Origin of the sequence: Streptomyces sp. NPDC001292, from assembly GCF_042896465.1 — a bacterium.
Classification (GTDB): domain Bacteria; phylum Actinomycetota; class Actinomycetes; order Streptomycetales; family Streptomycetaceae; genus Streptomyces.
In genome coordinates this window covers 111,711-134,512 of record NZ_JBIAXG010000020.1, presented here as the reverse complement: position 1 = coordinate 134,512, position 22,802 = coordinate 111,711, and the positions used below count along the sequence as shown (strand labels likewise).

Sequence of the window (22,802 nt, the reverse complement as noted above, 5' to 3'; positions counted from 1 at the left end):
ACAGTTGGAGCTGTCACGATGACTTCGCAACGCTGGTTCACCGAGGCCAAACTCGGAATCTTCATCCACTGGGGCATCTACAGCGTCGACGGCGTCGCCGAGTCCTGGTCGTTCTTCGACGGCCGCATTCCGTACGACCATTACATGGCGCAGCTCGACCGATTCACCGCCACCCGCTTCGACCCGGACACATGGGCGGACCTCTTCGTCCGCGCGGGCGCCCGTTACGCCGTGCTCACCGCCAAGCACCACGACGGAGTCGCACTGTGGGACACCGGTGCGAACGACCTGTCGGTGGTCAAGCGCACCCCCGCCGGGCGTGACCTGGTCGCCGAGTATGTCGCGGCGCTGCGCCGACGGGATGTGAAGGCCGGCCTCTACTACTCCCACCTGGACTGGTCCCACCCGGACTACGCCACACTACGCGGGCCCGACGAGGACCCGGCGGAACGCGGCAACCCGTATTCGATGCCCGCTCCCGGCGAAGAGGACCCGGCCCGATGGGGGAACTTCCTGGACTTTCACCGGACCCAGGTCCGCGAGATCCTGGAACGCTTTAAGCCCGACGTGCTGTGGTTCGACGGCGAGTGGGAGCGATCCCCCGAACAGTGGGGCATGGACGCTCTGGCCGCGGAGATCCGTACGCGCTCCCCGCACACCGTCGTCAACGGCAGACTGACGGGCCACGGCGATTACGCAACGCCCGAACAGGGCGTGCCCATCGAGCCACCCGCCGGCCCATGGGAGCTGTGCCTGACCATCAACGACTCCTGGGGCTATCAACCCCAGGACACCCACCACAAGTCGCCGCGGCAACTGGTCCGCATCTTCGCGGAGACCATCGGCGGTGGTGGCAACCTGCTCCTCGACGTGGGTCCACAGGCCGACGGCACCATCCTCCCGGAGCAGGTCGCTCGTCTGGAGGCCCTGGGGGAGTGGATCGGCCGGCACTCCGCCGCCGTGTACGGGACGGACCGTGGCATGCCACACGGCCACTTCTACGGCCCCTCGACACTCTCCGCCGACCGCAGGACGCTGTATCTCTTCGTCTTCGACCGCCCCAACGAATTCGTGGTCCTGCGCGGTGTACGCAACGCGGTGACCTCGGTACGGGTGCTCGGCGCGGACACGGAGGTGCGGCACGAGCGCGTCGGCGGCCTCGGCGAGGTACCCGGATGGGAGTACATCCACCTCACCGATGACCACCTCGACCCGCTGTGCACCGTGCTGGCCCTCGAACTCGACGGCGAACTCGACCTCTACCGGACGCACACGCGCGACCAGGCCGCGTCCGATGGGTCGTGAGTCGCGTGCTGCCCGGCGACGGGCTCAGCGGCGTGTCCACTGTGCCGTTCGCGGCAGAAGAGGAACCCGAGGTTGCACTGCCCGGTCTGGCGCAGACCCTGGAGGGCCTCGCCGAGCAGCACGGCCGGGTTCTGCTGAAGGATGGCGGCCTTCTCCCTGGCCGGCCCAGTCGACTTCGCCTCCGGCGTTGTCACGTGCCCCCCCCTGACGCCGGCCACGGGCGGCCACCGTAGGCCCCGGCAACCACCCCTGTCAGCTCGCGGAGGAGCCATGCCAGCACCCTGTCCCGTGATCGCCGTTGCCGGTCTCGGCATCGAGTCGTCCACGTTCTCCCCGGCCCGCACCGAGGCCCCCGCCTTCCACGCGCAGCGCGGCGCCGACGTCCTCACCCGGTATCCGTTCCTGGCGCACGGGCAGACTGGCGTGGTTCCCTGGTCGGCAAGGCCCTGCCCGGCGGTACGGTGACGGCATTCGCGTACGCCGACCTGTCCGGCGAACTCATCGACCGCCTCAAGGAGCTGGGGCCGGTCGGATGCCCGACCCGGACCTCACCGCCCGGATCGTCTGGTCGGATGCCCGACCCGGACCTCACCGCCCGGATCGTCGCCTCCTCGGACCGCCCGCTCAGCGGGCCCGAGGAGTAAGGCGCAGCGGATCGCCTTTCACTGCCCTGTCGGCGGTCGGCGATGGCATGGTTCGCCCGAGTACTCGATGGTCCCTTCAGCGGCAGGGACCGACAAACGACACGCCCTCACCGATTTCGGCACCAACCGACCTCCTCGTGCGATGTCGCACGCCCGCCGGTCGGCGCGCATCGGCGCGCATCGTCTCCTCGGCCGGTGATGCACCACATCTCGTCAATGATCCGCCCAGCGCGAGGCCTTGACGGGACACCCGAATATGACAACGGTGTCATACCAGCAGTCATCCGACCTCTTAGGAGGGTCCATGCGATTGCCGAGACCAGTCCGTCTGGCCCGCATCCTGTCTACCATGGTCTCTGTGGCTGTCTTGATCGGCAGCACACTGACAACGGCCGCGGTCGCGTCACCAAAGGCAGGACCACCGTTCCCCGAGGATCCGACGGCATATGTGAACACCTCGATCGGGAACAACGGGTCGGGTACGACGTTCCCGGGGGCGGCGCTTCCCTTCGGGATGGTGCAGAACAGCCCGGACACCCGGCTCAACTCCTACGCCTCGTACGACTCCGCAGACTCGAATATCCTCGGATTCAGCCAGACGCACCTGTCCGGCGTCGGCTGCCAGACCGCAGGCAACTTCCGGCTGATGCCGGTGCCCGGTGGCTTCCCCGGGACACAGCCGAACCAGCAGGCGGCCGGTTTCCGCCACGCCGACGAGCACGCGGAGCCCGGGTATTACAAGGTCGGCCTGGACAGCGGGGTGACCGCCGAGCTGACGGCTACCGAGCGGACCGGCTGGCACCGCTACACCTTCCCGGCGAACGCCTCTCAGCGCACGGTGGTGGTGAACGTCGGCTCGAGCAACGGCTACACCTACGCCGGCCATGTGGACGTCGTCGGCGATAACACCGTCGAGGGCTGGATCACCGGCGGCAACTTCTGCTGGGAGACGGGCAAGGAACGATACAAGGTCTTCTTCAGCGCCAAGTTCGACCGGCCGTTCGACGAATTCGGCACCTGGGCGGACAGCGGCGACGTCACCTCGGGCCGCCGTTCGGCGGACATCAGCGGTACATCGTCGGACGGCTCCCGGGCCGACGGCGGCGCGATGGTCGGGTTCAGCGGCGGCAGCCAGGTCGGTGCGACCGTCGGCGTCTCCTACACCTCGGTGAACGGCGCCCGGCTGAACCGCCGCACCGAGAGCGCGGGCCAGACCTTCGACTCCGTCCGCGCCGCCGCGCACCGGACCTGGGCGCGCCAGCTCGGGCGGCTGCAGGTGTCCGGCGGCAGCGACGCCGACCTGCGGACCTTCCACTCCGCCCTCTACCGCGCGACTCTCCACCCGTCGGTCGGCTCCGACGTCGACGGCCGGTACATGGGCTTCGACAAGCAGGTTCACCGCAGCGACCGGCCGTACTACCAGATGTTCTCACTCTGGGACACCTACCGTGCGCAGAACCAGCTCGTCGCGCTGCTCGAACCGCGACGCGCCACCGACATCGCGAAGTCGCTCCTGCGTGTCTACCAGGACGGCGGCTGGCTTCCGCGTTGGGCGCTCGGTCCGAGCGAGACCAACGTGATGAGCGGGGAGGGCCCGACGCCGTTCATCACCTCCTTGTACGCCCGCGGGCTGCTCGACAAGCTCACCGCACGGTCCCTGTTCGACGCGCTGTGGAAGAACGTCACTGAGGTGCCGGCCGATCAGTCGGTCTTCCGGGGCCGCGACGGCAACCCGACATATCTGCAGAACGGATGGATCGGCTACCAGGACAAGGGCGGCTACACCTGGGGCGACTCCCGTCAGGCAGGCTCCGCGACGCTGGAGTACGCGCTGGCCGACTGCAGTCTGGCCGATATGGCCCAAGGCCTCGGTGAGCGGGCCAAGGCTGAAACGCTGCGGGCACGGTGCGCGAACTTCGCCAACGAGTGGGATTTCGGGGTGAGTTCCAAGGGGTTCGACGGGTTCCCGCGGGCCCGCACCCCGGAGGGAACCTGGGCCGGCAGCGCTGACCCGACACAGAGCACCGGCTTCCACGAAGGCACCCCATGGCAGTACCAGTGGCTAGCGCAGCAGGACGCCCCGGGGCTGTTCGCGCTGATGGGCGGCAGGGCCAAGGCCGAGCAGCGACTCGACACCTTCTTCGACATGCCGGAACTGCTCCGCGACCACACGGGGGTGGCCAAGAAGTCGTGGGTGGTCGGGGCGTACGACTACCACAACAATTTCGCCTTCAACCCGAACAACGAGCCCGATCTGCATGCGCCCTGGATGTACGCGTGGACTGACCAGCCATGGAAGACCTCCGCGGTGCTGCGTGCGGCGCAGCCGCTGTTCACCGACGACGCCTACGGCATGCCCGGCAACGACGACCTCGGCACCATATCGTCCTGGCTGATCTGGTCCATGATCGGCATCTACGAGGTGATGCCCGGCTCCGGCGAGTACGTGCTCACGGCGCCGATGTTCGACCGGGTCCGGATCCAACCGGACGGCGGCCGCCCGGTCGACATCATCGCACCGGGGGCGGACCGGTCGAAGCTGCAATACGTGTCGTCGGTGCGCGTGGGCGACCAATCCTGGCCCAAGTCGTGGATCTCACACAGTGATCTGCTGCGCGCGGGCACGATCCGGTTCGCCCTCACCTCCGACCCGGCGAGCACCGACTGGGGCCGTGGAAGCGGCAGTCAGCCGCCGCGCCACGGCACGACGCAGGCCGGTGTCCGGCCGTTCTCCTCGGTGCCCGACGCCAGTCCGGCGCTGCTCGAACCGGGCAAGAGCCTTCAGGCGAGCGTGGGAGCGGTCAATCTCTCGGCTTCCCCGGCCAAAGTAGCGTTCAACGCCGCCCCCTCCGACGGCATCACCGTGTCACCGGCTTGGGGCAATCTGACGGTCGACGCCGGCACCCGGGCCGCCATCCCGGTGACGGTGGCCGCGGACGGCTCCGCCAAACCCGGCCGCCACACCGTCGAAGTCAAGATGACGGACGCGTCCACCGGTGAGCCCCTCGGCAGCACGTTCATCGCGCTGAAGGTCACCTCCCTCTCGTACGGCCGGCCGGCCACGCAGAAGAGCACCGACTGGGGCGGTGTGGCCTCGCGGGCGGTCGACGGCGACACCGACGGCAACTTCACCGTCGGCTCGGTCACCCACACCGCCGAGGACGGCTCGCCGGAACCCTGGTGGCAGGTCGACCTCGGTGCGTCAAAGGCCATCTCCGACGTCGCGGTGTGGAACCGCACCGACTGCTGCTCGGAGCGCCTGACCGATTACTACGTACTCGCCTCCGACACCCCGTTCACCAGTGACTCGCTCGCCGCGACGCTCGCACAGCCCGGTGTGACCGCCGTCCACCGTACGGACACCGCCGCCACTCCGACAATCGTCCCGCTCGATGCCGCCGGACGTTACGTGCGCATCCAGCTCGCCACCACCGCGCCCCTGTCGCTCGCCGAGGTCGAGGTGAACCCGTGATGGCCGCACCGGCACGCACTGCCCGGATTACAGCGAAGCCTCCAGTCGACGAGAAAGGGAACCTCGTGACCGTGTCACGGCGCATGCTGGCGACCGTCGCGGCGCTGACCCTGTGCGCCGCCACACTGACGACGTTGGGCGGCTCCCCGGCGAGCGCCGACGGCGACGACCCGGTGATGATCGACCCGGGATTCGAATCCGGCACATTCGACGGCGGTCAGTACTACCACGCCTCCCTCGTCGCCGCGGGCGCGTCCGGATCGGGCCACGCGGCGCAGGTCGGGCTCGGTTACGACGGGGACAGCCGGTACCCGCGCGGCGGCAATCTTCCGGTGCGCGGCACGGGGGTCTCGCGCGGGATGGTCAACAAGCCGGTCCGGCAGGTGGAGCCCAACACCGTCTACGAGTTCACCGCCAAGGTCCGCACCGAGGGGAACGCATCGGTGCGGGTCGGTGTCTTCGACGCTGAGAATGTCGCGTTCTACCGCGGCGCCGCCAACTACGTCGACGTCAGCAGCCCGACCTGGACCACGGTGACACGCACGATAACCACCGGGCCGCGCACCCGGGAGCTGAACGCGTTCTGCTTCCTGAACGAGTTGGGCAGCAGCTCCGGCCCCGGCTACTGCGACGACTTCGCGGTGCGCAAGGTCGGCCCGGCGGCCAACCCGGCACCCGCGCCCCCCGACGACACCCGCGCGTTGGGAGCGAACGGGTTCCCGGTCACCATCCCGGCGGTGCAGTCCTTCACGCGTCACGATGGAGAGTCCTGGCGGCCGCAGGGCGACCTCAGCATCTCCGTGCGCCACGGGGAAGCCGCCACGCTGCGTGATGAGGCCGAACGGATCGCCAAGGAGTTCGTCGACGCCAAGCTGGTGCGGACGGCAACGGTCCGCACGGTGGATGACCACGCCCGCGTAGCGCGGGGAATCCTGCTGACCACGGGCGCGGTGGACCTGTCCGCTGCCCCGGCCAAAGCCCGGGCCCTGGCGTCCCAGGCCTACCGGCTGGACATCGACGAGAACGCCGTCGTGGTCACCGGTGGTTCTGGCACTGGCGCGTTCTACGGCGTTCAGACCATCCTGCAGGCACTGCGGTCGGCGGGTCGGCTGCCCGCCGGCGTGGTGACGGACTGGACGGACCAGACCTTCCGCGGGCTGCAGGTCGACTCCGGGCGGCGCTACTACTCGCTCGGCTGGCTGAAGAACCAGATCAAGGATCTGGCCTACACCAAGATGAACTACCTGCAGCTGCGGGTGAAGGATGATCAGGGCCTGCGGGTGGAGAGCGCGGTGGCGCCGAAGCTGGTCGACCGGCTGCCGGCCGGCGGGTCGTGGAGCAAGGCGCAGATCGCCGACCTCGTCGCGTTCGCCCGCCGGTACCACGTCACCATCGTTCCCGAGATCGACGTACCCGGGCACAGCAGTCTCGATACGCAGGTGTATCCGGAGTACGCACTGCCGGAGAAGACGGGCTACGACTACTCCCGTGCCGATGTGCGTGAGCATCTGGCGCGGTGGGTCCGGGAGATCGGCGCGACGTTCGACGCCCCGTACGTCCACCTCGGCGGCGATGAGTTCTTCGACGCGGACAATCCACGGCTGCTGTCCTGGGTCCGCGGCTTCGCCGGGCCGAAGGCCACCGGCGAGGACGGCTACAAGGCGCTGTTCAACTACCTCTCGGGCGAACTCGCCAAGGACGGTCGCGGAACCTGGATGTGGAACGACATGATCAGCGACCCGGCCGGCGGCGCCGTCCGGCTGAGCCGCGACATCACGATCGACTACTGGGCGGAGATCTACGACGCGCCTGCGGCCGGCGCCTACCTGGACGCGGGCTTCACCCTGATCGGTTCGTCGTCCGACCTGTACCACGACCTGTGGCCGCCGCTCACGGCCGACAACAAGAACAACACCATCAACCAGCCGTGGCCTGCCGGCCAATGGACCACGTACGGCAGCCCGTATGTGTACTCCGGCGGCTGGGGCGCCCCCTACAGCGTGCCTGCCGGGAGCAACAGCGTCGGGCAGTTCTTCCCGATCTGGGACGACCCGCACGGCTGGGCCCCCGAGTACGTCCTCACCCAGACGTTGCTGCCCAGGCTGCGGGTTCACGCCCAGTCGGTGTGGAACTCGCCCGATCCGGTCGGAGACTTCGCAGCCTTCGATCCCTACCTGCGCAAGCTCGGTCACGCACCCGGCTTCCAACAGCCGGTCGGCACGCTCGAGGTGAACCCTCCGCAGCAGTGACCCGTCCCCGGGGTTCCCCGCGGTTCGTGAGGAACCCCGGGCAAGGGCGGAGCGACCGTGCGCAAGGTGGCTGGTTCCGGCCGCTGCCTGTGGCCCGGTGGCGCGGTCAGGCCTTGCGGCGGGTGAGCACCGTCACAAGACCGGGGCGGGAATGAGGTGCAGGGGAATCAGCACAGGGCGGCGGTGCCGCTGATGCCGACGCCGGGTGTGACGTCTGTAGCCGATGGTTGCCGTGCGCATTCTTCGGTGCCGACGGGCGGCGGGACAAGGGGTGGGATCAAGTCCGTGTCTCCCGCCGCGGTCCGCGGGCGCGGCGGGCGCGGGCACGGGCCGGGCCCGGTGCACATGCGGACCCGAACTAGCGCTCGGCGTCCGCGACTTGGTATTCCCTCAGGTCACGTCGGCTCCGGCGGGGTCGCCGGAGCGGGGGCCTCTATGTCTGTCCTGAGCTTCGCGCGCCGCGACGGGCTGAGGCCGGTGAGCTGGCCCCACTTGGCCGCCTGCTCCTCGAACAGCGTCAGGTCGATCACCGGGACCGGAAACGGAAGGTCGCCGATCTGCATGACGTCCCATGGAGCGCTGAGGGGTGGCGAGTGATGAAACCGTGCAAGGTTCGCGTTCCGCCGGAGTTCGCGGCAATCGATTATTCCGCACGAGCGCACAGATCACGCCAAGATCGAACATTCGCCCCTGGCGCACTTGTTCGTCTCGCGCTTCACTCCTGACTCATGAAACGACAGATCACGTCCATGCTCGCCGGACTGGTGATGGCCGCCGGATCGGCGCTCGGCGCGAGCCCGGCGGCCGCGGCCGAGCCGGTTCCCGTGGAGTTCGGCACCGACTGGCACGACCCGCTGACGGCGGCGCCGGCCATCGAGAAGCCCGACACCCGATCCTGCGAAGTCACCATCGCGGAGGTGCAGTTCCGCGATTTCACGCCGTACAGGGGAAGTTACGCCCCGCCCAAGGAGTGCGGAGACCGCTGGAGCAAGGTGGTGCTGCGCCTCGACGGAAAGGTGAAGGGCCGTCAGTACGACCGGCTCGGCTACCTCCGTATGGGCGGCGTCGAGGTGTTCCGTACGTCCACGCCCGAGCCCTCCGTCGACGGGATCACCTGGTCGGTGGAGAAGGACGTCACCCACTACAGCGACACACTGCGCCGAGAGCAGCCCGTCGAAATGCTCATCGGCAATGTCGTCAACGAGACATACACCGGCGTCATCGACGTCAAGGTCACGCTGACCTTCTATGCCGCGAAGGGCAGTACGAAGGCCGCCGAGACGCCCGACAAGGTGCTCCCGCTGGAGGGCGCCACGCTGACCACGCCGCGTAACTCCGAGCGCATCGTCGCCGAGGTGTACGCCACCGGATCCGGCGGCGGCTGCGAGGAGTACTGGTACCTGACCGTGCCGGACGCCACGCCCTACTCGTGCAAGGCGGACAAGGGTCCGTACCGCGAGGTGCAGGTCAAGGTCGACGGCCAACTCGCGGGAATCGCAGCACCGTTCCCGAACGTGTGGACCGGCGGCTGGTCCAATCCCTTCCTCTGGTACGTAGTTCCGGCGCCGCGTGCCTTCGACGTGAAGCCGATCGAGTACGACTTGACGCCGTTCGCTGGCGTCCTCAACGACGGGCGTGAGCACCGCGTCGAGGTGTCGGTCGCGGGCCTGCCCGATGGGCAGAGCGGCTGGAGCACGCCCACGAACGTCCTCGTCTGGCAGGATGAGGGCAGCGAGCACGTCACCGGGGCGCTCACGAAGCACGATCAGAGTGATCTTTCCAACTCGACGTCGATCACACCCGGTTCACTGAACCGGCTCGACACCAAGGGTGGCCACCGGCTCACCGTCGCCGGCTATGTGAACACCTCGCACGGGCGCGTCGAGACCACCGTCTCGCGCACCCTCGCCAATACCTCAGCCCACCACTGGACGGAGGACGAGAACACCGACGGGCTCACGTCACGCTGGGACGACGACGAGACGGTGACCGTGGACGGCCGCGGCCCGGCGCGGGTCGCCCATACCCATCGCGTCTACACCATGGACGGCGAGACCACGATCGGCACGGACAACCGGCTGCGCACCGTCCTCACGCTCGGGGACCGCGCGGACACCTCGGTCGTACGCGCCGGCAAGCGCATCTCCTGGTCGCGGCTCGACGACACGTACACCGGCGACGCCACCTGGACGCTGGACGTCCCGCGTGACCAGCGCCATGCCGTCGGCACGTCGAGCGAGCGCTACCGGCTGGACGGGGCGGAGGCCTGCTACGACCGCACACTGCGGACCGAGCAGGGCATCCTGACGGAGGACCGTACGGGTTGCTAAGCCCACGCGGGGCCCGGCTGTGCGTGCCGGGCCCCGCGGTCTCCAACTCATGTGACTTCGAATGTCAGTTCGCTTCGACCGCGATACGATGGGTGCCTGTGACACGACACGTCACCACGCACCGGTGAACACCAACACACCGCCCCTGCACGCGCGTTCCCCAACATCCAGGACCGCCCCGACACCGTCAGGCGCTCCACGAGGAAACCCGGTTCACATCTCCGGGAACGCCGGGCTGCCCATTGACAGGCCCGCCCTCATGGGCGCGGAGATGACTTTACGAGCCCCACAAGGCGCCGAGGCGCCGCCGCGGAGGGGGACCGGCTCATGCGGAGGGCCCCCTCCGCCGCTGGCTCAGGGTGTCTGCCTAGGCCCTGAAACCGGTGGTCAGAACTGGACGCCGGCCCCACACGGGCTGACGGTCTTTGACGCTGCGTACCAGGGCGTCGGGTACCTCGTTGCCCCCCGCCGCCATGCTCAGTGTTGCCGCCGTCCATGGTGAACCGGCCGATGGTGTACTCCGCCAGGGTGGAAGCCTTTACCTCATCGGCGGAGGCGGCAGGGGCCCAGGCCAGTCCGCTGCCCAACAGGACGGTGCTCAGGGCGAGGGCCGCTTTTGTGTGAAAGCGCATGCCTGTTTGTCCTCACGTAGGAGTACGCGGGGTTGTGGGGGCAGCGGGCCCTCTCAGGCGCTGGGGGTGACGTAGGCGCGCAGCATCCAGTGGTCGCTGAGCCGTCCGAGGTCGTAGCGCCAGGATCCGACGTAGATGGGGCGGCCCTGCTGCAGATCCCATCCGTAGTCGCTGAAGAAGATGTAGTCCAACTTCGAACCCGCCGGGTTACGGCAGCCTTTGAGGTACCACGGGCCGGTGGTGGTGCACTTCTCGTCAGAGTCAGCTTCGAAGTTGCCGTCGTAGAGCGGCTTTACGGCGTTGTCACCGGGTTTGAGGTTGAAGTCGCCGCCGATGATGGTGCGGTAGTCGCCGTTTTGCCAGTTACGGGCCTGGTTGCGGAAGTCACGGGCGGACGCGGCGCGCAGCGCCTTGGAAGGGTCCGCTTTCTCGTTGGCGAAGTGACTGGTGCAGGCCAGCAGTTTGTTCCCGCGGTCCTGCAGGCACGCTGCTCCCTGGGAGTGGGTCCCGTTGTGTTCGCTGGTGCTGGTGAACGTCATGTTCCAGCCGGGTTTCCCATCCGGGCCGTTGACGATGTCACTGCCCGGGAGCTTCTTCATGGCGATAGCGACGCCGGCCTCTGGCTTGCCACTGCGCGGGCAGCGGATCGGGTTGTTGGTCCCAAGGGTCTTGGCCGTGCGGTGGTGTACCACCCACTTGCCGGAGGTCCGACTGTTGAGCGCGTTCTCCAGCGGCCGGGAGTGCAGGCTCTCGCAGGTTTCCTGGATCATGACGACGGTGATCGAGCTGTCTTCTCTCACGCGGTTGGCAAGTTCGTCGACCTTGCCTTGGTTGCTTCCGGGACAGCTCGTGAGGCCGCCACAGATGTTCCAAGTCAGCACACCCAGCCGGGGCGGGATGCTGGTCGGCGTCGCGGCAGCGGCCTTCGGCCACGCTGGAGGTGAAGAGGCCTGCGCGGCGGTTGCCTGAGCGGGCACGAGAACCAGCAGGGCCGCGGCGCACCCCCCGGCTAAGACGCTCTTCGATCGGATGCCTTTCACTGTTTCCCCCTGAAAACGTTGGCGTGTGTTCGGGTGTGAGGTCCGGGCTCGGTCCATCACCCTGCGGAGGCGAGCCGTCCGCAGCCCGGAACAGAACTTGGCAGCTCATGGGAAGCACATCGTCCCGCACGCCCCAAGAGCGGCACAGAGCAACCTTTATATGGGCTTGATTGACGCGTAACAAGCACGAAACACGTCATTCGGACCCGTGCGGCATCCTGTAGGCCAAGCAGGCACCGGTGCTTGGAGTGCTGTCCGATTGGACGAGCGAGCTGGTCGCATGTGCAGCCTGCGGCCCGCAGAGGCGGAGGAAGTGCCCGTGGCGCATTTCTTACGGGGCGCCGCGCTCGGGGTTGGTCAGCCGAGTCGTACGCTCCCCGGAGCCCGATGGTCTCATCGAAACCTCCGTCGAAAGACGTAGCCGCCCAGCCGTCGGGCACACAGAGTCAAAATCGTCACGAGTGCCGGTACGCACAGGGCTCCCTGAGGGGTCGGCCAGTCCTCCAGCCGCTCATCACGGTTCCTCGAACTCGACGAGAGCGCGGTAGCCGAGGCTGCTGTGCAGCTCGTTCAGTCCCTCAGGCCGCATGTCGGGACTCGCGAAGGGGGTCGCCGAGTCGATCTCGTCGGCGGATCTCCAGGCGTCTGATTCATCCTGGCTCGGTGATCGGTCCGGCAGGAGGCGGAGCGGGGTCGCTTGATTCAGGGCTTGGTGCGGCCGGTGCTCGCTACCTCGGCGAGTATCCCCAGGCGCATTGTCCTGGCCTCGCGCCACCCAACCGGCGGGTGGACCGTGCTTACAAGAGCCGCCCTTGCGCCACCGCGAGCGTATCGTCAGCTATCAACTCCCCCCGCCGATTCACAAAGAGTCTCGGTTCTCCCTCATCCACCATGTGGCCAAGATGCGGATCTTCATCTGGCCGGTCCAGTGCTTACGCCCGGGAACCAACTGCCGCACCCCGGCGTGATCCGTCATGCCGATCACGGGAGGTGGCGGGTGGAGCGGGGCGCTCTCATCGCGGGCAGGTACGAGCTGACGCGGCTGCTCGGCCGGGGCGGCATGGGCGAGGTGTGGGCGGGCCGTGACCGGTACCTGCACCGCGATGTCGCCGTCAAGCTCCTGCACCGCGACGAGAACGCACCGCCCGAGCTGGTCCAGCGCTTCGCACGCGAGGCCGTCGCCGCGGGCCAGATCAACCACCCGAACGTCGTGGCCCTCTACGACCGCGGCGCCCATGAGGACGTGCAGTTCCTGGTGATGGAGCACGTCGAGGGCACCAGCCTCGCCCAGCATCGGCCCCCTGTCCCTGGGGCGCGCCCTGGAGATCGCCGAGGAGATCTGCGCCGCCCTCGTGGCCGCGCACGCCGTCAATGTCGTGCACTACGACATCAAGCCGTCCAACGTCATGCTCACTGCCGACGGCTCCCTGAAGGTCGTGGACTTCGGCATCGCGGGCTTCACCCACACCCCACACGTTCACGGTCGCGCCGACCAGCCGGCTCTCACCGGTGGGCACCGCCCAATACGGAGCGCCGGAGCAGTTCCTGGACCAGCGGGGTGACGAACGCTCCGACCTCTACGCCCTGGGCAGCGTCCTGTTCGCTCTGCTCACCGGGGAGCCGCCGTCCGGCGACGGCAGTCCGCTGGCAGTGGTCCGCCGCAAACTCAACGAAGAGCCCCGGCAGGTGACCGCGTTACGTCCCGACGTCCCGGCGGCGGTGGCCCGGTTGCTGACGGACCTCGCCTGGCAGAACGCCTTCCACCGGCTCGCCCGCTGCTACGAGCGGCGCGCCACCGTCATCGACGCCTTCTTCGACCTCGCCGACACGATCATCACCGTGCGCAGCCTGATCCGGCGAGCATGGACCACTCACCGCTGGGACGAGCGCCCGAACCGCCGCCCATGACCGCACGCCTATCCGCGCGACCCGCAAGTCGCGCTCGCGCGAGCCTGGTACGAGGCCCGCGACGTCACCGTGGCCGCGATCGCCAAGGCATTCGGTGTCAGCCGCGGTACCGTCTACCGGGCGCTCGAGCAGTCGTGGCCTGTCATGGAGCAATATGGCCCGGCTACCCGAGCCTTCGATGGATGCCGTATATGTCCCCCGGACGACACTCTTGTCACGCGTGGGCGGAGTCGCCCCAGCAGGAACCGGTCGATCTCGGCGGGGCGCTCGTGAAGTGGCCTGCGCTGCCTACGGACTACCCCCCGTGGAAGGCGGTGCACCGGTTTTTCACCCGCTGGCGCAGGCAGGGACTGATCGATGAGTTCCACGACCGGCTCCGCGCCGCGACCCGTGACGCGGAGGGCCGGGATGCGGAGCCGACGGCCGGGGTGATCGACTCGCAGTCCGCCAAGGGCACCTCGGCGGTCGAGGCCGCGACCAGCGGCTATGACGGCGAGAAGAAAATCAAAGGCCGCAAGCGGCACATCGTGGTCGACATCCTCGGCCTGATCCTGGCGGTCATGGTCACCCCCGCCTCGACGGGGGGCCGGGACGCCGCCCAGGACCTCCTTTCCCAGGCCACCTCACGGCACCACCGGACCTTCGCCTGGCTCACCCGCTCCCGGCGCCTCGCCCGCGACTACGAGCGACTGCCGGCGAGTTCGGAGGCGATGATCCTGTGGTCGATGACCATGGTCATGGCCCGCCGTCTGTGCCGCCACCGCAGACGAACCGGCCCGGCGTCGGCTCGTGCGCCCATCCCCGCGAAACGAGCCGCTTGAGCTTCACCCGCACGCCCTCGACCTTCGCCGGAACCACTTCCAGCCCCAACAATGCAGTGGCCTCACGGCAGTTCAGTGGCCCTGCGCCGGTGACGCGGCGTTCGGCCAGCAGACCCATGACCTGCTGATACTCCGGCGCCGGCACCTCGGCCGACAGCCCCTGCCGCCAGATGGGAACCACCGACCCGGACCTCGCCGCCGACGGCACCGTGGCCTCGTTCCCGCCCGGCGCCCTGCCCGCCTCACCATCTCGGCCTGCGGCTTCGTCCCCGCCCCACACCTCGCCGACCCGCCTGCGGGCGATCAGCCACTCGTCCCACTCCGACTGCGCGGCCTCCAGTTCGGCCTGCAACTCCTCCACCCGCTTCCGGGCCGCACGCTCCCGCTCCTCCAGCCGCCCCAGCACCGACGCCATCACGCACCTCCAGCACGCCACCACCACGGACGCACCGGACCTACCTCACCCACCCCGGCACCATGCCTGACCAGCACGAACCCAGCACCACTCTCGGTTTCGAGAAGCCTTCTCAGTGGGCCTCACTTGATAGGCAAGGCGCCACTTGCCTATGGTGGTGGTTGTGGCGGACGATGTCTTCAAGGCATTGGCCGACCCCACCCGCCGGCGCATCCTTGATGAGTTGGTGGAACGGGACGGCCAGACCCTATTCGAGATTTGCGCACGGCTGGTGACCAAGCACGGTACGGGGCTGTCTCGCCAAGCGATCAGCCAACATCTGGCCGTACTTGAATCTGCGGGTCTGGTCGTTTCACGGCGCCAGGGCCGCTACAAGTTCCATGACGTGAACACCGAACCCTTGGAGCGCATCGTGACCCGATGGCTCAAGCCCGAAACACCGGAGAGCACCCCATGAAGATCCACCTCACCAGCGTCTTCGTCGACGACCAGGACAAAGCCCTGCGTTTCTACACCGACGTGCTGGGCTTCGTGAAGAAGCACGACGTCCCGCTGGGCCAGGACCGGTGGCTGACCGTGGTTTCGCCGGAAGATCCCGACGGGACCGAACTGCTGCTTGAGCCCTCCGGTCATCCCGCGGTGAAGCCGTACAAGACGGCGCTGGTCCAGGACGGCATCCCGGCCGCCTCTTTCGCCGTGGACGAGGTACAAGCGGAGTTCAACCGGCTGCGCGGGCTCGGGGTGCACTTCACCCAGGAGCCGCTGGAGATGGGCACGGTCACCACTGCGGTTTTGGATGACACCTGCGGCAATCTGATCCAGATCGTGCACAGCAAGTAAGGCGTCGGCCCAGGCGCCCGCCGCGATCTACTGTCCGCGGTCAAGTTCGGAGCTATACCAACAGTGATGTCGAGCCATTGGCATCCGTGATCGTGCACGACGTCGGCTCGATGCGTTCGGCACTATTTCTCCGGCCACGGTCTCCACAGTAGGAGGGGAGGGGCACTGCGCGAGGTGGCGGCCTCCGAGGAGAGCCTCGCCCCGCTCGCCGACCTGAACCCCGATCTGTACGCGCGCGAGATGGCCGACTGCGCCCAGCTGCGCGCTGAGATCGTCAAGGCGGCGGAGCATGGTCTTCCCGAACGACGTCATCGCTGATCCTGTGTCGCTCGACAATATGATTCGGTGCTGTGAGCTGCGGCGAGGCCGTTCGGTCAGGCGGCTCTCCGGTACTGGTTGATCAGGCCGCCGAGGAGGGGATGTCGCCGGATTCGGTGGGCCTGGATGTCGGTGATGGTGTTGGAGCGGGCGGTTTGGTGCTGTCCGGGGGCAGTTGCCGCCGGGACTGGTGGGGGCGGTGCTGGTTGTAGTGAGCACCGCGTTCTCGTGCCGCAGCGCCAGCACCTCCGCATCCTTGGCCACCCGGCTGCGTAGCACGGCAGTGGGCACCTTGATCAGGGTCCGGACCAGCGCGGTGACGATCGACAGCGGCGCGGTACGTGGCCTTCGACCCGGCCGGCAGGCGATGCATTGGAGGTATTGGGTATTGTCCCGCTTTCGGGGCGAGTTCCACGACTGCCTCAATGCCCGCGTGGACGCGCTCCTCGAGCTCACAGACGCGGTGCTGCGCGTGGACGGGCCGGTGAAGACACTGGTCGAGCTGTCCCTGGCCGTCGAGCACCGGCGCAGGCACGGAGCCCTGTACGCCGCGCTGGACCGGGGCTGGATCGAACCGACACGGCTGCGCCGCACGCTGGCCGGCCTGTCGTTGCCGAAGACGGCCGAGCGGCGGATCGTGCTCGCCGTCGACGTGAGGAACTAGCTCCGCCTCGACGCTTCCACCAGCGAGGACCGGCTCCTTCTGCCACGTCTACGGGCGAGGCCGAAGCGCCGACCAGTTCGTCCCCGGCTGGCCGTACTCCTTCGTCGCCGCCCTGGAGGCCGGCCGAACCTCCTGGACCGCGCTGCTGGACTCGACCCGGCTCGCGCCCGCGGACGACGCGACCGCGGTCACGTCCTGCATCGTGGTGATCACGCGTGAACCTCAGTGGCCGTGGCCTGAGTCGCTGCTGCTGGGGTCGGGTGGTGGTGTGCCGGCCCGCGGAGGGGATGCGGGCGGGCGCACCGGTTGGTTGGGGGCGGGTGGTTGTCAGTTTTCCAGGACTGTCGTGCGGGTCAGCGGCAGCCGTACGGTCTCCCGGAAGGAGAGGTGGACTACCAGGGATGAGACGACGGCCAGGCCTGTCAGGTAGAAGCCGGGGGCGAGTGGGGTGCCGGCGAGGGTGACCAGCCCTGTTGCCACGAACGGGGCGGTGCCGCCGAAGAGCACGTAGGCGGCGGTGTAGCCGAGCGCTGAACCGCTTGCGCGTAGCTGGGCGGGGAACATCTCGGCCATCGCCGGCACGTTCGATGTGCCGATCACCGCGACGAGCACCGCCAGGACCGCCGTGCCCACCAGTGCCCCTGGCAGGGATGTCCCGATCAGCCAGAAGGCGGGCAGGGTGGCCACCGCGAAGCCCGCGCACGCCGTGAACAGCATCGGCCGCCGTCCGTAGCGGTCGCTGGCCGCCGCCATCAGCGGGCAGGCGGCACTGTAGGCGAGCATCGCCACGCATCCCGTGAGCATGGCCTGGGACTTGCTGTAGCCGACCTCCTCCGACATGTACGCGATCAGGTAGCTGCTCATCAGGTAGTAGCCGACGGCGTTGGTGATGCTGTACCCGAACAGGGTCAGCACCTGGCGGCGGCACACGCGCCACGCGTCGCGGATCGGTGCGTGGCGCACTGCCTCGTGCCGTTCCATGGACCGGAAGACAGGGGTGTCCTGGATCCGGTTGCGCAGATACAGGCCGATCAGGCCGAGCGGTCCGGCCAGCAGGAAGGGGATGCGCCAGCCCCAGCTGCGCAGTGAGGCCTCGTCCAGTGAGGTGGTGATGAGCAGTCCGGTCAGGGAGCCGGCCACCGCGGCCAGGCCGACGGTGAGCGCGACGACGCTGGCGTAGCGGGCGCGACGCCCTTCGGGGGCGTACTCCATGATGAAAGCCGAGGCGCCGGTGTACTCGCCGCCGGTGGAGAACCCCTGGACTGCCCGCAGCAGGAACAGCAGCACGGGCGCTGTGATGCCGATGACGGCGTAGCTGGGCAGCAGCCCGATCAGCAGCGTCGAGCCGCTCATGCACAGCACGCTCAGCGCGAGCATCCGGTTGCGGCCGATACGGTCGCCGTAGCGGCCGAAGAACACCGCGCCCAGCGGACGGGCGACGAAGCCGCCCGCGAAGATGGCCCAGGTCGCGAGCAGGGCCGCGGTCGTGTCGTACTGGGGGAAGAACAGGCCTGCGAGGGTGGCCGACATGACGGCGTACGCACCCGAGTCGAACCACTCGACGAAGTTGCCGATCGCGGTGGCCGCTGCCACCTTGCGGCGGACTTCGGGCGCGTCGGCCAGGCCGGGCACGGGGACGGCGCAGCCATTGTCGGTGGTGTGCACGCTACTGGGGCTGTGGCTCGTCATCTTGGTCCGTCCTTCCGGCTCGGTGTCCCCGCGGCGAGGGATGCGGCGGGCGTGCTGAGTTCACGGGCGCGCAGGGCTGCCCGCTGGATTTTTCCGGTGGCCGAGCGGGGCAGTTCGTCGATGAACTCGATCAGCCGCGGATAGGCGAAGCGGGAGTGGGCCCTGCGGGCGTGGTCGGAGATCTCGCGGGCCAGCGCATCGCAGGGCTGGTGGCCGGGTGCGAGTTCGATCCATGCCTTGACCGCCTGGCCGCGCACCGGGTCTGGGACGCCCACCACACCGGCATCGGCGACGGCGGGGTGGTCGCGCAGGACGGCTTCCACTTCGTATGGACCGACACGGTACCCGGAGGTCTTGATCACGTCGTCGGTGCGGCCGAGGAACCAGAAGTACCCGTCCTCGTCCCGCACCGCCTGGTCCTTGGTGTGGTACCAGGTGCCGCCGAACGTCTCGGCCGACGCCTTGGGACGCTGCCAGTACCCGAGCGGATACTGCGGGTTGGAGCCGGCCCGCAGGCAGATCTCACCCGGCTCGCCCACGGGCACCTCGCGGCCGTTCTCATCCAGCAGGGCAACGTCCCAGCCGGGCAGAGGACGTCCCATGGAGCCGGGCTTGACGGGGACGCCGGGGAAGTTGCCCAGCAGCGGATAGGACTCGGTGGAACCGTAGTAGTCGAGCAGGGTGACGCCGAACTGCTCGCGGAACCAGTCGATGAGGTCGCCGGTCAGCGGCTCGTTGGAGCAGCACACCACCCGCAGCACCTGCCGGTGGCGGCTGCCCGCATCCGGCACTTCCTGGCGCATCTTGCGCAGGAAAGTCGGGTTGACCAGGGCCGTGGTGACTCGGTTGCGGGCCATGGCGGCCAGCAGGCCGGCCGGGTCGAACCCGGCGGCCGGCCGGTACACCAGATGCACGGCACCGGCCCGCAGCGGGCCCATCAGCTTGGCCATCGACCACGCCCAGTCGCCCGCACCGTAGAACACGTCGCCGGGCCGCAGGTCGTGGCAGTACCGGAACTCGTTGTGCCCCAGGAGGGTGCGGTGGGCGTGCACGATGCCCTTGGCGGCACCGGTCGTGCCGGAGGTGTAGAAGATCAGTGCCGGGTCGTCGGGCGCGGTGTCCACGGTCGTGAACTGCGGCGCGCGGGCGGCGATCGCCGGATCGTCCACGTCGACGACGGTGCCGTCGAAGCCGCCGGCGCGGTGCACCGCCGCGGACTCCGTCACCAGCACCGTGGCGCCGGAGTCGGCGAGCCGGTAGCGGAGGGGTTCGTCGGCCCACAGCAGCGACATCGTCACCAGGATCGCGCCGGTGCGCAGCACGCCCAGATAGGTGGCCGGGGTGTCGGGACGCTGCGGCAGCAGGACCGCCACCCGGTCTCCCTTGCGCACGCCCAAGGCGTGCAGATGCGCGGCGATCTGCCGGGAGCGGTCTTTAACCCGCTGCCAGTAGACCTTTTCCCGGCGGCCGGTGTGGTCCTCGAAGATCAGCGCCAGCCGGTCGCCGGGGTGCCGGTCGGCGACGTCGGCGGCCATGTTGTACCGCTTGGGGACGCTCCAGTGGTGGTCTTCGACGAGGCGGCGATAGGCGGCCTCGTCGTCGTGGGCGGGGTCGGCGGTGGCGACGCCGGTGGACATGGCGGCAACTCCTTGAAGACGCAGGGCGGGCGGGTTCAGCGGCGACGGCCGGACAGGAAGCGGGCCATCTCGCGTTGTGGCTCTCCGGTGGCGTAGGCGGCGGCGTGCACCTTCTTGGCCGCGTCGATCGCCTCATCCAGGCCGGCGTCGTCCAGTTCGCGCAGCCTGCCCTTGGTCAGCGCCACGGCACCGGGCGGCAACTGCGCCAGCCGGGCAGCCTCGGCCAGCGCTTCCTCCTTGACCCGGTCCTCGTCGACCAGGCGGGTCAGCAGCCCGAGCCGCACCGCCTCCGCGCCGTGGACCAGCCGGCCGGTCAGGGCGAACTCGGCCGTCTTGGCCCGGCCGAGGATGCCGAGCATGGCCCAGATACCGGTGATGCTGGGGATGCCGGAGAGCACTTCGGGCTGGCCCATTTGCACGCCCGCGTGTCCGATGCGCACGTCGGCGAGGAGGGCGAACTGGAATCCGGAGCCGGCCGCGACACCGTTCACAGCGGCGACGACCGGCTTGTCCAAGGCGCGCACCGCCCGGAACAGCCGCCCGAAGTCGTCGATCCACTCCTCGGCGGCGGCGTGGTCGTCAGGGTCGATGGCGGCGGTCTCCGCAAGGTCCTGCCCCGCGCAGAACGCCCGTCCGGCACCGGTGAGGACTACGGCCCGGCACCGGTCGTCGGCGCCCGCCGCCTCGAGGGCGGCCACCAACTCCAAGCGCATCGCGGCGGTCCATGCGTTGAGCTTCTCGGGGCGGTCGAGCATCACTTCGGCGACATACGTCTCCTTGTCGCCGACACAGACGGGGTGGCGGGCGACGACGACCGTACTGGATCCGGACATGACAGCCTTCCTTTCCTTGGGGCGTGGGCGGCCGGGCACCGACGCGTGACGTCGGGCGGCCTCGGGATGGGGGAGGAGACGGGGAGAAGTCCGGTAGCGAAATCCCCGTGAGCAGCCATGCAAACAGCCGTGTATGTGAACTGGCTAACATCAATCGGGACTGCCCGCGATATCACAGCGATATGGTGTGCCGATGGAGCTTCGCCACCTGCGCTACTTCGCCGTGCTCGCCGAGGAACTGCACTTCGGCCGGGCCGCGGAACGCCTGCACATGGCCCAGCCCCCGCTGTCCCAGCGCATCCGCGACCTGGAACGCGAACTGGGCATGCGCTTGTTCGACCGGACACGGCCACGGATCCAGCTGACCGAGGCAGGCGCACTGCTGCTGGAACACGTGCGCCCCGTCCTAGCCGGTGTCGAGACCGCCCGGGAGGCGATGCGCCGGCTGCAGCCCGGCGAAGCAGGCGTACTACGCGTCGGCGTACCGCCGGACACCAAACCCCCCGTACTGCGCACGCTCACCGAGAGCTTTTCCCGGCGTGTCCCCGACGTCCTCATCGACCTGCACGAACTGACCACCGACGAGCAACTGGTGCGGCTGCGCGAGGGCGAACTGGACGCCGGAGTTGTCCGCCACCCCGCAGACACGGTCGGACTGGACTCCGGCCCGCTGGCCCGGCGCGAGCTGGGAGTGGTACTGCGCGAGGACCACCCCTGCGCCCAGGACGACGCACCAGTCCGGCTGCGTGACCTCGACGGGACGTCCCTGGTGATCTTCCCGCGGGTGATGGCGCCACGCCTGTATGACCACATGCTGCTGGCATGCCGGGACGGAGGCTTCCTGCCGGGCGCCATCCGGCACGCCCGCAACCCCGACTTCGTGCACGGGCTGGTACTCGCGGCCCGGGGCGTGCACCTGAACGAGGCCCCGACCGCACCGATGGCCGCCGGCCTGGTCTGGCGCCCCCTCGAAGGCGCACCCCTGGCCTGGCTGACGTCGGTGGTCTGGGTCCCGACCCGGCACAATGAGGCCATCGCCGCCTTCACCGACGCGGTCGGTGAAGGACTCGCCCAGGCGGGACATCGCCCGATCGACGAGGTCCCAGACCGCTGACTGATTTGGACGTGCTCCCGGTCCTCAAGGGACGGGGATTCCTGCCACGGTCAGCTGACCGTCCCGGGGCTCTTCCTGCTTCAACGCCCAACTCTCCCTGACAGCCGGCACCGTAGGCATCGGCCCGGTGCCGCGCGTCCCTGACAGGCGTGGTCCGGCGGGCCCCGTCCTTGCCGCAGTTGTTGATTGATCAGGACGGCCGTGCACCACCGACGCCCGCCGAGCGTAGGGCGGCGCCCAGCGGGTTTGTCGGGGCAGTTCGATTTGGTGCCGCTTCGGCGGGGACAGCGGCCGAGCGGCACCGAGGTCGGTGACCAGCACAGGTGGAAGGCGAATCCACCGGTGGACCGGTTACGGCGGACGAGCAGGGGGCGGACGGCGTCTGCCCCGGGCACACCCCCCGGGGCGGGCGCTGTCGTTACACCGTCAGCGCAGTGGCGGGGATCTGGCCCGTCGTCCTTCCCCGTGACGACGGGCCAGGCCTTTGCCTCACAACCCCGCACACCATTCAGGCAGATGCGGCTCTCGACAGCTTTGAGCTCGCGTGCGCGGGTTCAGCCGGTGGGAAGCCCGGCTCGGTTTCTGCTCTGTCGAGTGCGGATCTCGTGTAGCGACGTGACGAGGGCCGCGAGGTTGAGGGGGAAGGCGATGGCGTTGGCTATCTGGGGGAGGTCGAAGGCGCGCAGGAGGCTGGCGCCGAGCGCGATCAGGAAGAGGGACAGGGGGAGGTATCGGCGCCACGCGGGGAGGTTCCGCATCCGGGCAACGGTGAGCGAGCACCAGAGCGTGAGGCAGAAGACCGTGATGCCCACGACGGCGATTGCGATCAGCATGAGGGTAGTTGTCTCTGTAGGGAGTAGGGGGTCGTTCCGTTCGAGCGTGGGGTCCGTG

General features: G+C 68.8%; 18 protein-coding genes and 5 pseudogenes. 15 read left to right on the top strand and 8 right to left on the bottom strand.

Annotated elements, in window-relative coordinates; genetic code table 11:
• The first annotated feature begins 18 nt into the window (after window positions 1–18).
• Window positions 19–1,305 (top strand): alpha-L-fucosidase, encoded by a 1,287-nt coding sequence (locus ACFY4A_RS22010; protein ID WP_390831060.1) that lies wholly within the window; start codon window positions 19–21, stop codon window positions 1,303–1,305.
• Here the strand turns inward: ACFY4A_RS22010 and ACFY4A_RS22005 are convergent.
• Window positions 1,260–1,499, bottom strand: coding sequence for a hypothetical protein (locus tag ACFY4A_RS22005; protein WP_390831059.1), 240 nt, complete (start codon window positions 1,497–1,499; stop codon window positions 1,260–1,262). The two genes, ACFY4A_RS22010 and ACFY4A_RS22005, sit on opposite strands and share 46 nt — an antisense overlap.
• Window positions 1,500–1,575: 76 nt before the next feature.
• Between ACFY4A_RS22005 and ACFY4A_RS22000 the strand changes: the two are divergent.
• The 3 genes and pseudogenes from ACFY4A_RS22000 to ACFY4A_RS21990 all read left to right on the top strand — a co-directional run.
• Window positions 1,576–1,826: pseudogene (locus tag ACFY4A_RS22000) on the top strand (M81 family metallopeptidase); the annotation flags it as partial.
• Window positions 1,827–2,205: 379 nt separating this feature from the next.
• Window positions 2,206–5,421 (top strand): GH92 family glycosyl hydrolase, encoded by a 3,216-nt coding sequence (locus ACFY4A_RS21995; protein WP_390831058.1) that lies wholly within the window; start codon window positions 2,206–2,208, stop codon window positions 5,419–5,421.
• Window positions 5,422–5,486: 65 nt separating this feature from the next.
• The gene (locus ACFY4A_RS21990) at window positions 5,487–7,670 is read left to right on the top strand and encodes a family 20 glycosylhydrolase (protein WP_390831057.1); all 2,184 of its coding nucleotides are present in this window, start codon (window positions 5,487–5,489) and stop codon (window positions 7,668–7,670) included.
• Window positions 7,671–8,065: 395 nt separating this feature from the next.
• Here ACFY4A_RS21990 and ACFY4A_RS21985 read toward each other — a convergent pair whose 3' ends face one another.
• Complete coding sequence (locus tag ACFY4A_RS21985) at window positions 8,066–8,233, bottom strand: hypothetical protein (protein WP_390831056.1); 168 nt, start codon at window positions 8,231–8,233, stop codon at window positions 8,066–8,068.
• Window positions 8,234–8,398: 165 nt separating this feature from the next.
• Here ACFY4A_RS21985 and ACFY4A_RS21980 point away from each other — a divergent pair, with 165 nt between their 5' ends.
• Complete coding sequence (locus ACFY4A_RS21980) at window positions 8,399–10,000, top strand: peptide-N4-asparagine amidase (RefSeq protein ID WP_390831055.1); 1,602 nt, start codon at window positions 8,399–8,401, stop codon at window positions 9,998–10,000.
• Between the two features lie 685 nt (window positions 10,001–10,685).
• On the opposite strand, the gene ACFY4A_RS21975 is transcribed toward ACFY4A_RS21980, so the two are convergent.
• The gene (locus ACFY4A_RS21975) at window positions 10,686–11,609 is read right to left on the bottom strand and encodes an endonuclease/exonuclease/phosphatase family protein (RefSeq protein ID WP_390831054.1); all 924 of its coding nucleotides are present in this window, start codon (window positions 11,607–11,609) and stop codon (window positions 10,686–10,688) included.
• Window positions 11,610–12,732: 1,123 nt separating this feature from the next.
• Between ACFY4A_RS21975 and ACFY4A_RS21970 the strand changes: the two are divergent.
• The 5 genes and pseudogenes from ACFY4A_RS21970 to ACFY4A_RS21950 all read left to right on the top strand — a co-directional run.
• A pseudogene (locus tag ACFY4A_RS21970) lies at window positions 12,733–12,906 on the top strand (serine/threonine protein kinase); the annotation flags it as partial.
• A gap of 58 nt (window positions 12,907–12,964) precedes the next feature.
• Window positions 12,965–13,234, top strand: coding sequence for a protein kinase (locus ACFY4A_RS21965; RefSeq protein WP_390831075.1), 270 nt, complete (start codon window positions 12,965–12,967; stop codon window positions 13,232–13,234).
• Window positions 13,235–13,415: 181 nt separating this feature from the next.
• Window positions 13,416–13,580, top strand: a pseudogene (locus ACFY4A_RS21960) (IS5/IS1182 family transposase); the annotation flags it as partial.
• A 36-nt stretch (window positions 13,581–13,616) separates the two neighbouring features.
• Window positions 13,617–13,853 (top strand): annotated as a pseudogene (locus tag ACFY4A_RS21955) (helix-turn-helix domain-containing protein); the annotation flags it as partial.
• 41 nt (window positions 13,854–13,894) lie between these two features.
• Window positions 13,895–14,401 (top strand): transposase, encoded by a 507-nt coding sequence (locus ACFY4A_RS21950; RefSeq protein WP_390831053.1) that lies wholly within the window; start codon window positions 13,895–13,897, stop codon window positions 14,399–14,401.
• Here ACFY4A_RS21950 and ACFY4A_RS21945 read toward each other — a convergent pair.
• Window positions 14,316–14,816, bottom strand: coding sequence for a hypothetical protein (locus ACFY4A_RS21945; protein WP_390831052.1), 501 nt, complete (start codon window positions 14,814–14,816; stop codon window positions 14,316–14,318). The genes ACFY4A_RS21950 and ACFY4A_RS21945 overlap by 86 nt on opposite strands.
• Window positions 14,817–14,979: 163 nt before the next feature.
• On the opposite strand from ACFY4A_RS21945, the gene ACFY4A_RS21940 reads away from it, so the two are divergent.
• The 4 genes and pseudogenes from ACFY4A_RS21940 to ACFY4A_RS21925 form a co-directional block, all read left to right on the top strand.
• Window positions 14,980–15,273 (top strand): ArsR/SmtB family transcription factor, encoded by a 294-nt coding sequence (locus tag ACFY4A_RS21940; protein WP_390831051.1) that lies wholly within the window; start codon window positions 14,980–14,982, stop codon window positions 15,271–15,273.
• A complete protein-coding gene (locus ACFY4A_RS21935; RefSeq protein ID WP_390831074.1) occupies window positions 15,270–15,656 on the top strand; it encodes a VOC family protein in 387 nt (128 codons plus the stop codon). The genes ACFY4A_RS21940 and ACFY4A_RS21935 overlap by 4 nt, the downstream gene beginning before the upstream one ends.
• 174 nt (window positions 15,657–15,830) lie before the next feature.
• Window positions 15,831–15,974, top strand: a complete 144-nt coding sequence (locus tag ACFY4A_RS21930; RefSeq protein ID WP_390831050.1) for a hypothetical protein — start codon at window positions 15,831–15,833, stop codon at window positions 15,972–15,974.
• A gap of 367 nt (window positions 15,975–16,341) precedes the next feature.
• A pseudogene (locus ACFY4A_RS21925) lies at window positions 16,342–16,834 on the top strand (transposase); the annotation flags it as partial.
• 131 nt (window positions 16,835–16,965) lie between these two features.
• Here the strand turns inward: ACFY4A_RS21925 and ACFY4A_RS21920 are convergent.
• From ACFY4A_RS21920 to ACFY4A_RS21910, 3 genes are read right to left on the bottom strand one after another with little or no spacing between them, the layout of a single operon-like run.
• Entirely contained in the window at window positions 16,966–18,327 is a 1,362-nt protein-coding gene (locus ACFY4A_RS21920; RefSeq protein ID WP_390831049.1) for an MFS transporter, read from the bottom strand.
• Window positions 18,324–19,964 carry an acyl-CoA synthetase gene (locus ACFY4A_RS21915; RefSeq protein ID WP_390831048.1) on the bottom strand — a complete coding sequence of 547 codons (1,641 nt, stop codon included), beginning with the start codon at window positions 19,962–19,964 and terminating at the stop codon, window positions 18,324–18,326. Before ACFY4A_RS21915 ends, ACFY4A_RS21920 begins: the two co-directional genes overlap by 4 nt.
• A 35-nt stretch (window positions 19,965–19,999) precedes the next feature.
• Entirely contained in the window at window positions 20,000–20,797 is a 798-nt protein-coding gene (locus ACFY4A_RS21910; RefSeq protein ID WP_390831047.1) for an enoyl-CoA hydratase/isomerase family protein, read from the bottom strand.
• A 193-nt stretch (window positions 20,798–20,990) separates the two neighbouring features.
• On the opposite strand from ACFY4A_RS21910, the gene ACFY4A_RS21905 reads away from it, so the two are divergent.
• Window positions 20,991–21,911 (top strand): LysR family transcriptional regulator, encoded by a 921-nt coding sequence (locus ACFY4A_RS21905; protein WP_390831046.1) that lies wholly within the window; start codon window positions 20,991–20,993, stop codon window positions 21,909–21,911.
• A 554-nt stretch (window positions 21,912–22,465) separates the two neighbouring features.
• Here the strand turns inward: ACFY4A_RS21905 and ACFY4A_RS21900 are convergent.
• The gene (locus ACFY4A_RS21900; RefSeq protein WP_390831045.1) at window positions 22,466–22,744 is read right to left on the bottom strand and encodes a hypothetical protein; all 279 of its coding nucleotides are present in this window, start codon (window positions 22,742–22,744) and stop codon (window positions 22,466–22,468) included.
• Window positions 22,745–22,802 lie beyond the last annotated feature (58 nt).

Bases quoted from the DNA above. Each gene is read 5' to 3' on its own strand.
- ACFY4A_RS22010 (WP_390831060.1), top strand. From the start codon at position 19: ATGACTTCGCAACGCTGGTTCACCGAGGCCAAACTCGGAATCTTCATC.
- ACFY4A_RS21995 (WP_390831058.1), top strand. From the start codon at position 2,206: ATGACAACGGTGTCATACCAGCAGTCATCCGACCTCTTAGGAGGGTCC.
- ACFY4A_RS21985 (WP_390831056.1), bottom strand. From the start codon at position 8,233: ATGCAGATCGGCGACCTTCCGTTTCCGGTCCCGGTGATCGACCTGACG.
- ACFY4A_RS21980 (WP_390831055.1), top strand. From the start codon at position 8,399: ATGAAACGACAGATCACGTCCATGCTCGCCGGACTGGTGATGGCCGCC.
- ACFY4A_RS21945 (WP_390831052.1), bottom strand. From the start codon at position 14,816: ATGGCGTCGGTGCTGGGGCGGCTGGAGGAGCGGGAGCGTGCGGCCCGG.
- ACFY4A_RS21935 (WP_390831074.1), top strand. From the start codon at position 15,270: ATGAAGATCCACCTCACCAGCGTCTTCGTCGACGACCAGGACAAAGCC.
- ACFY4A_RS21920 (WP_390831049.1), bottom strand. From the start codon at position 18,327: ATGACGAGCCACAGCCCCAGTAGCGTGCACACCACCGACAATGGCTGC.
- ACFY4A_RS21915 (WP_390831048.1), bottom strand. From the start codon at position 19,964: ATGTCCACCGGCGTCGCCACCGCCGACCCCGCCCACGACGACGAGGCC.
- ACFY4A_RS21910 (WP_390831047.1), bottom strand. From the start codon at position 20,797: ATGTCCGGATCCAGTACGGTCGTCGTCGCCCGCCACCCCGTCTGTGTC.
- ACFY4A_RS21905 (WP_390831046.1), top strand. From the start codon at position 20,991: ATGGAGCTTCGCCACCTGCGCTACTTCGCCGTGCTCGCCGAGGAACTG.
- ACFY4A_RS21900 (WP_390831045.1), bottom strand. From the start codon at position 22,744: ATGCTGATCGCAATCGCCGTCGTGGGCATCACGGTCTTCTGCCTCACG.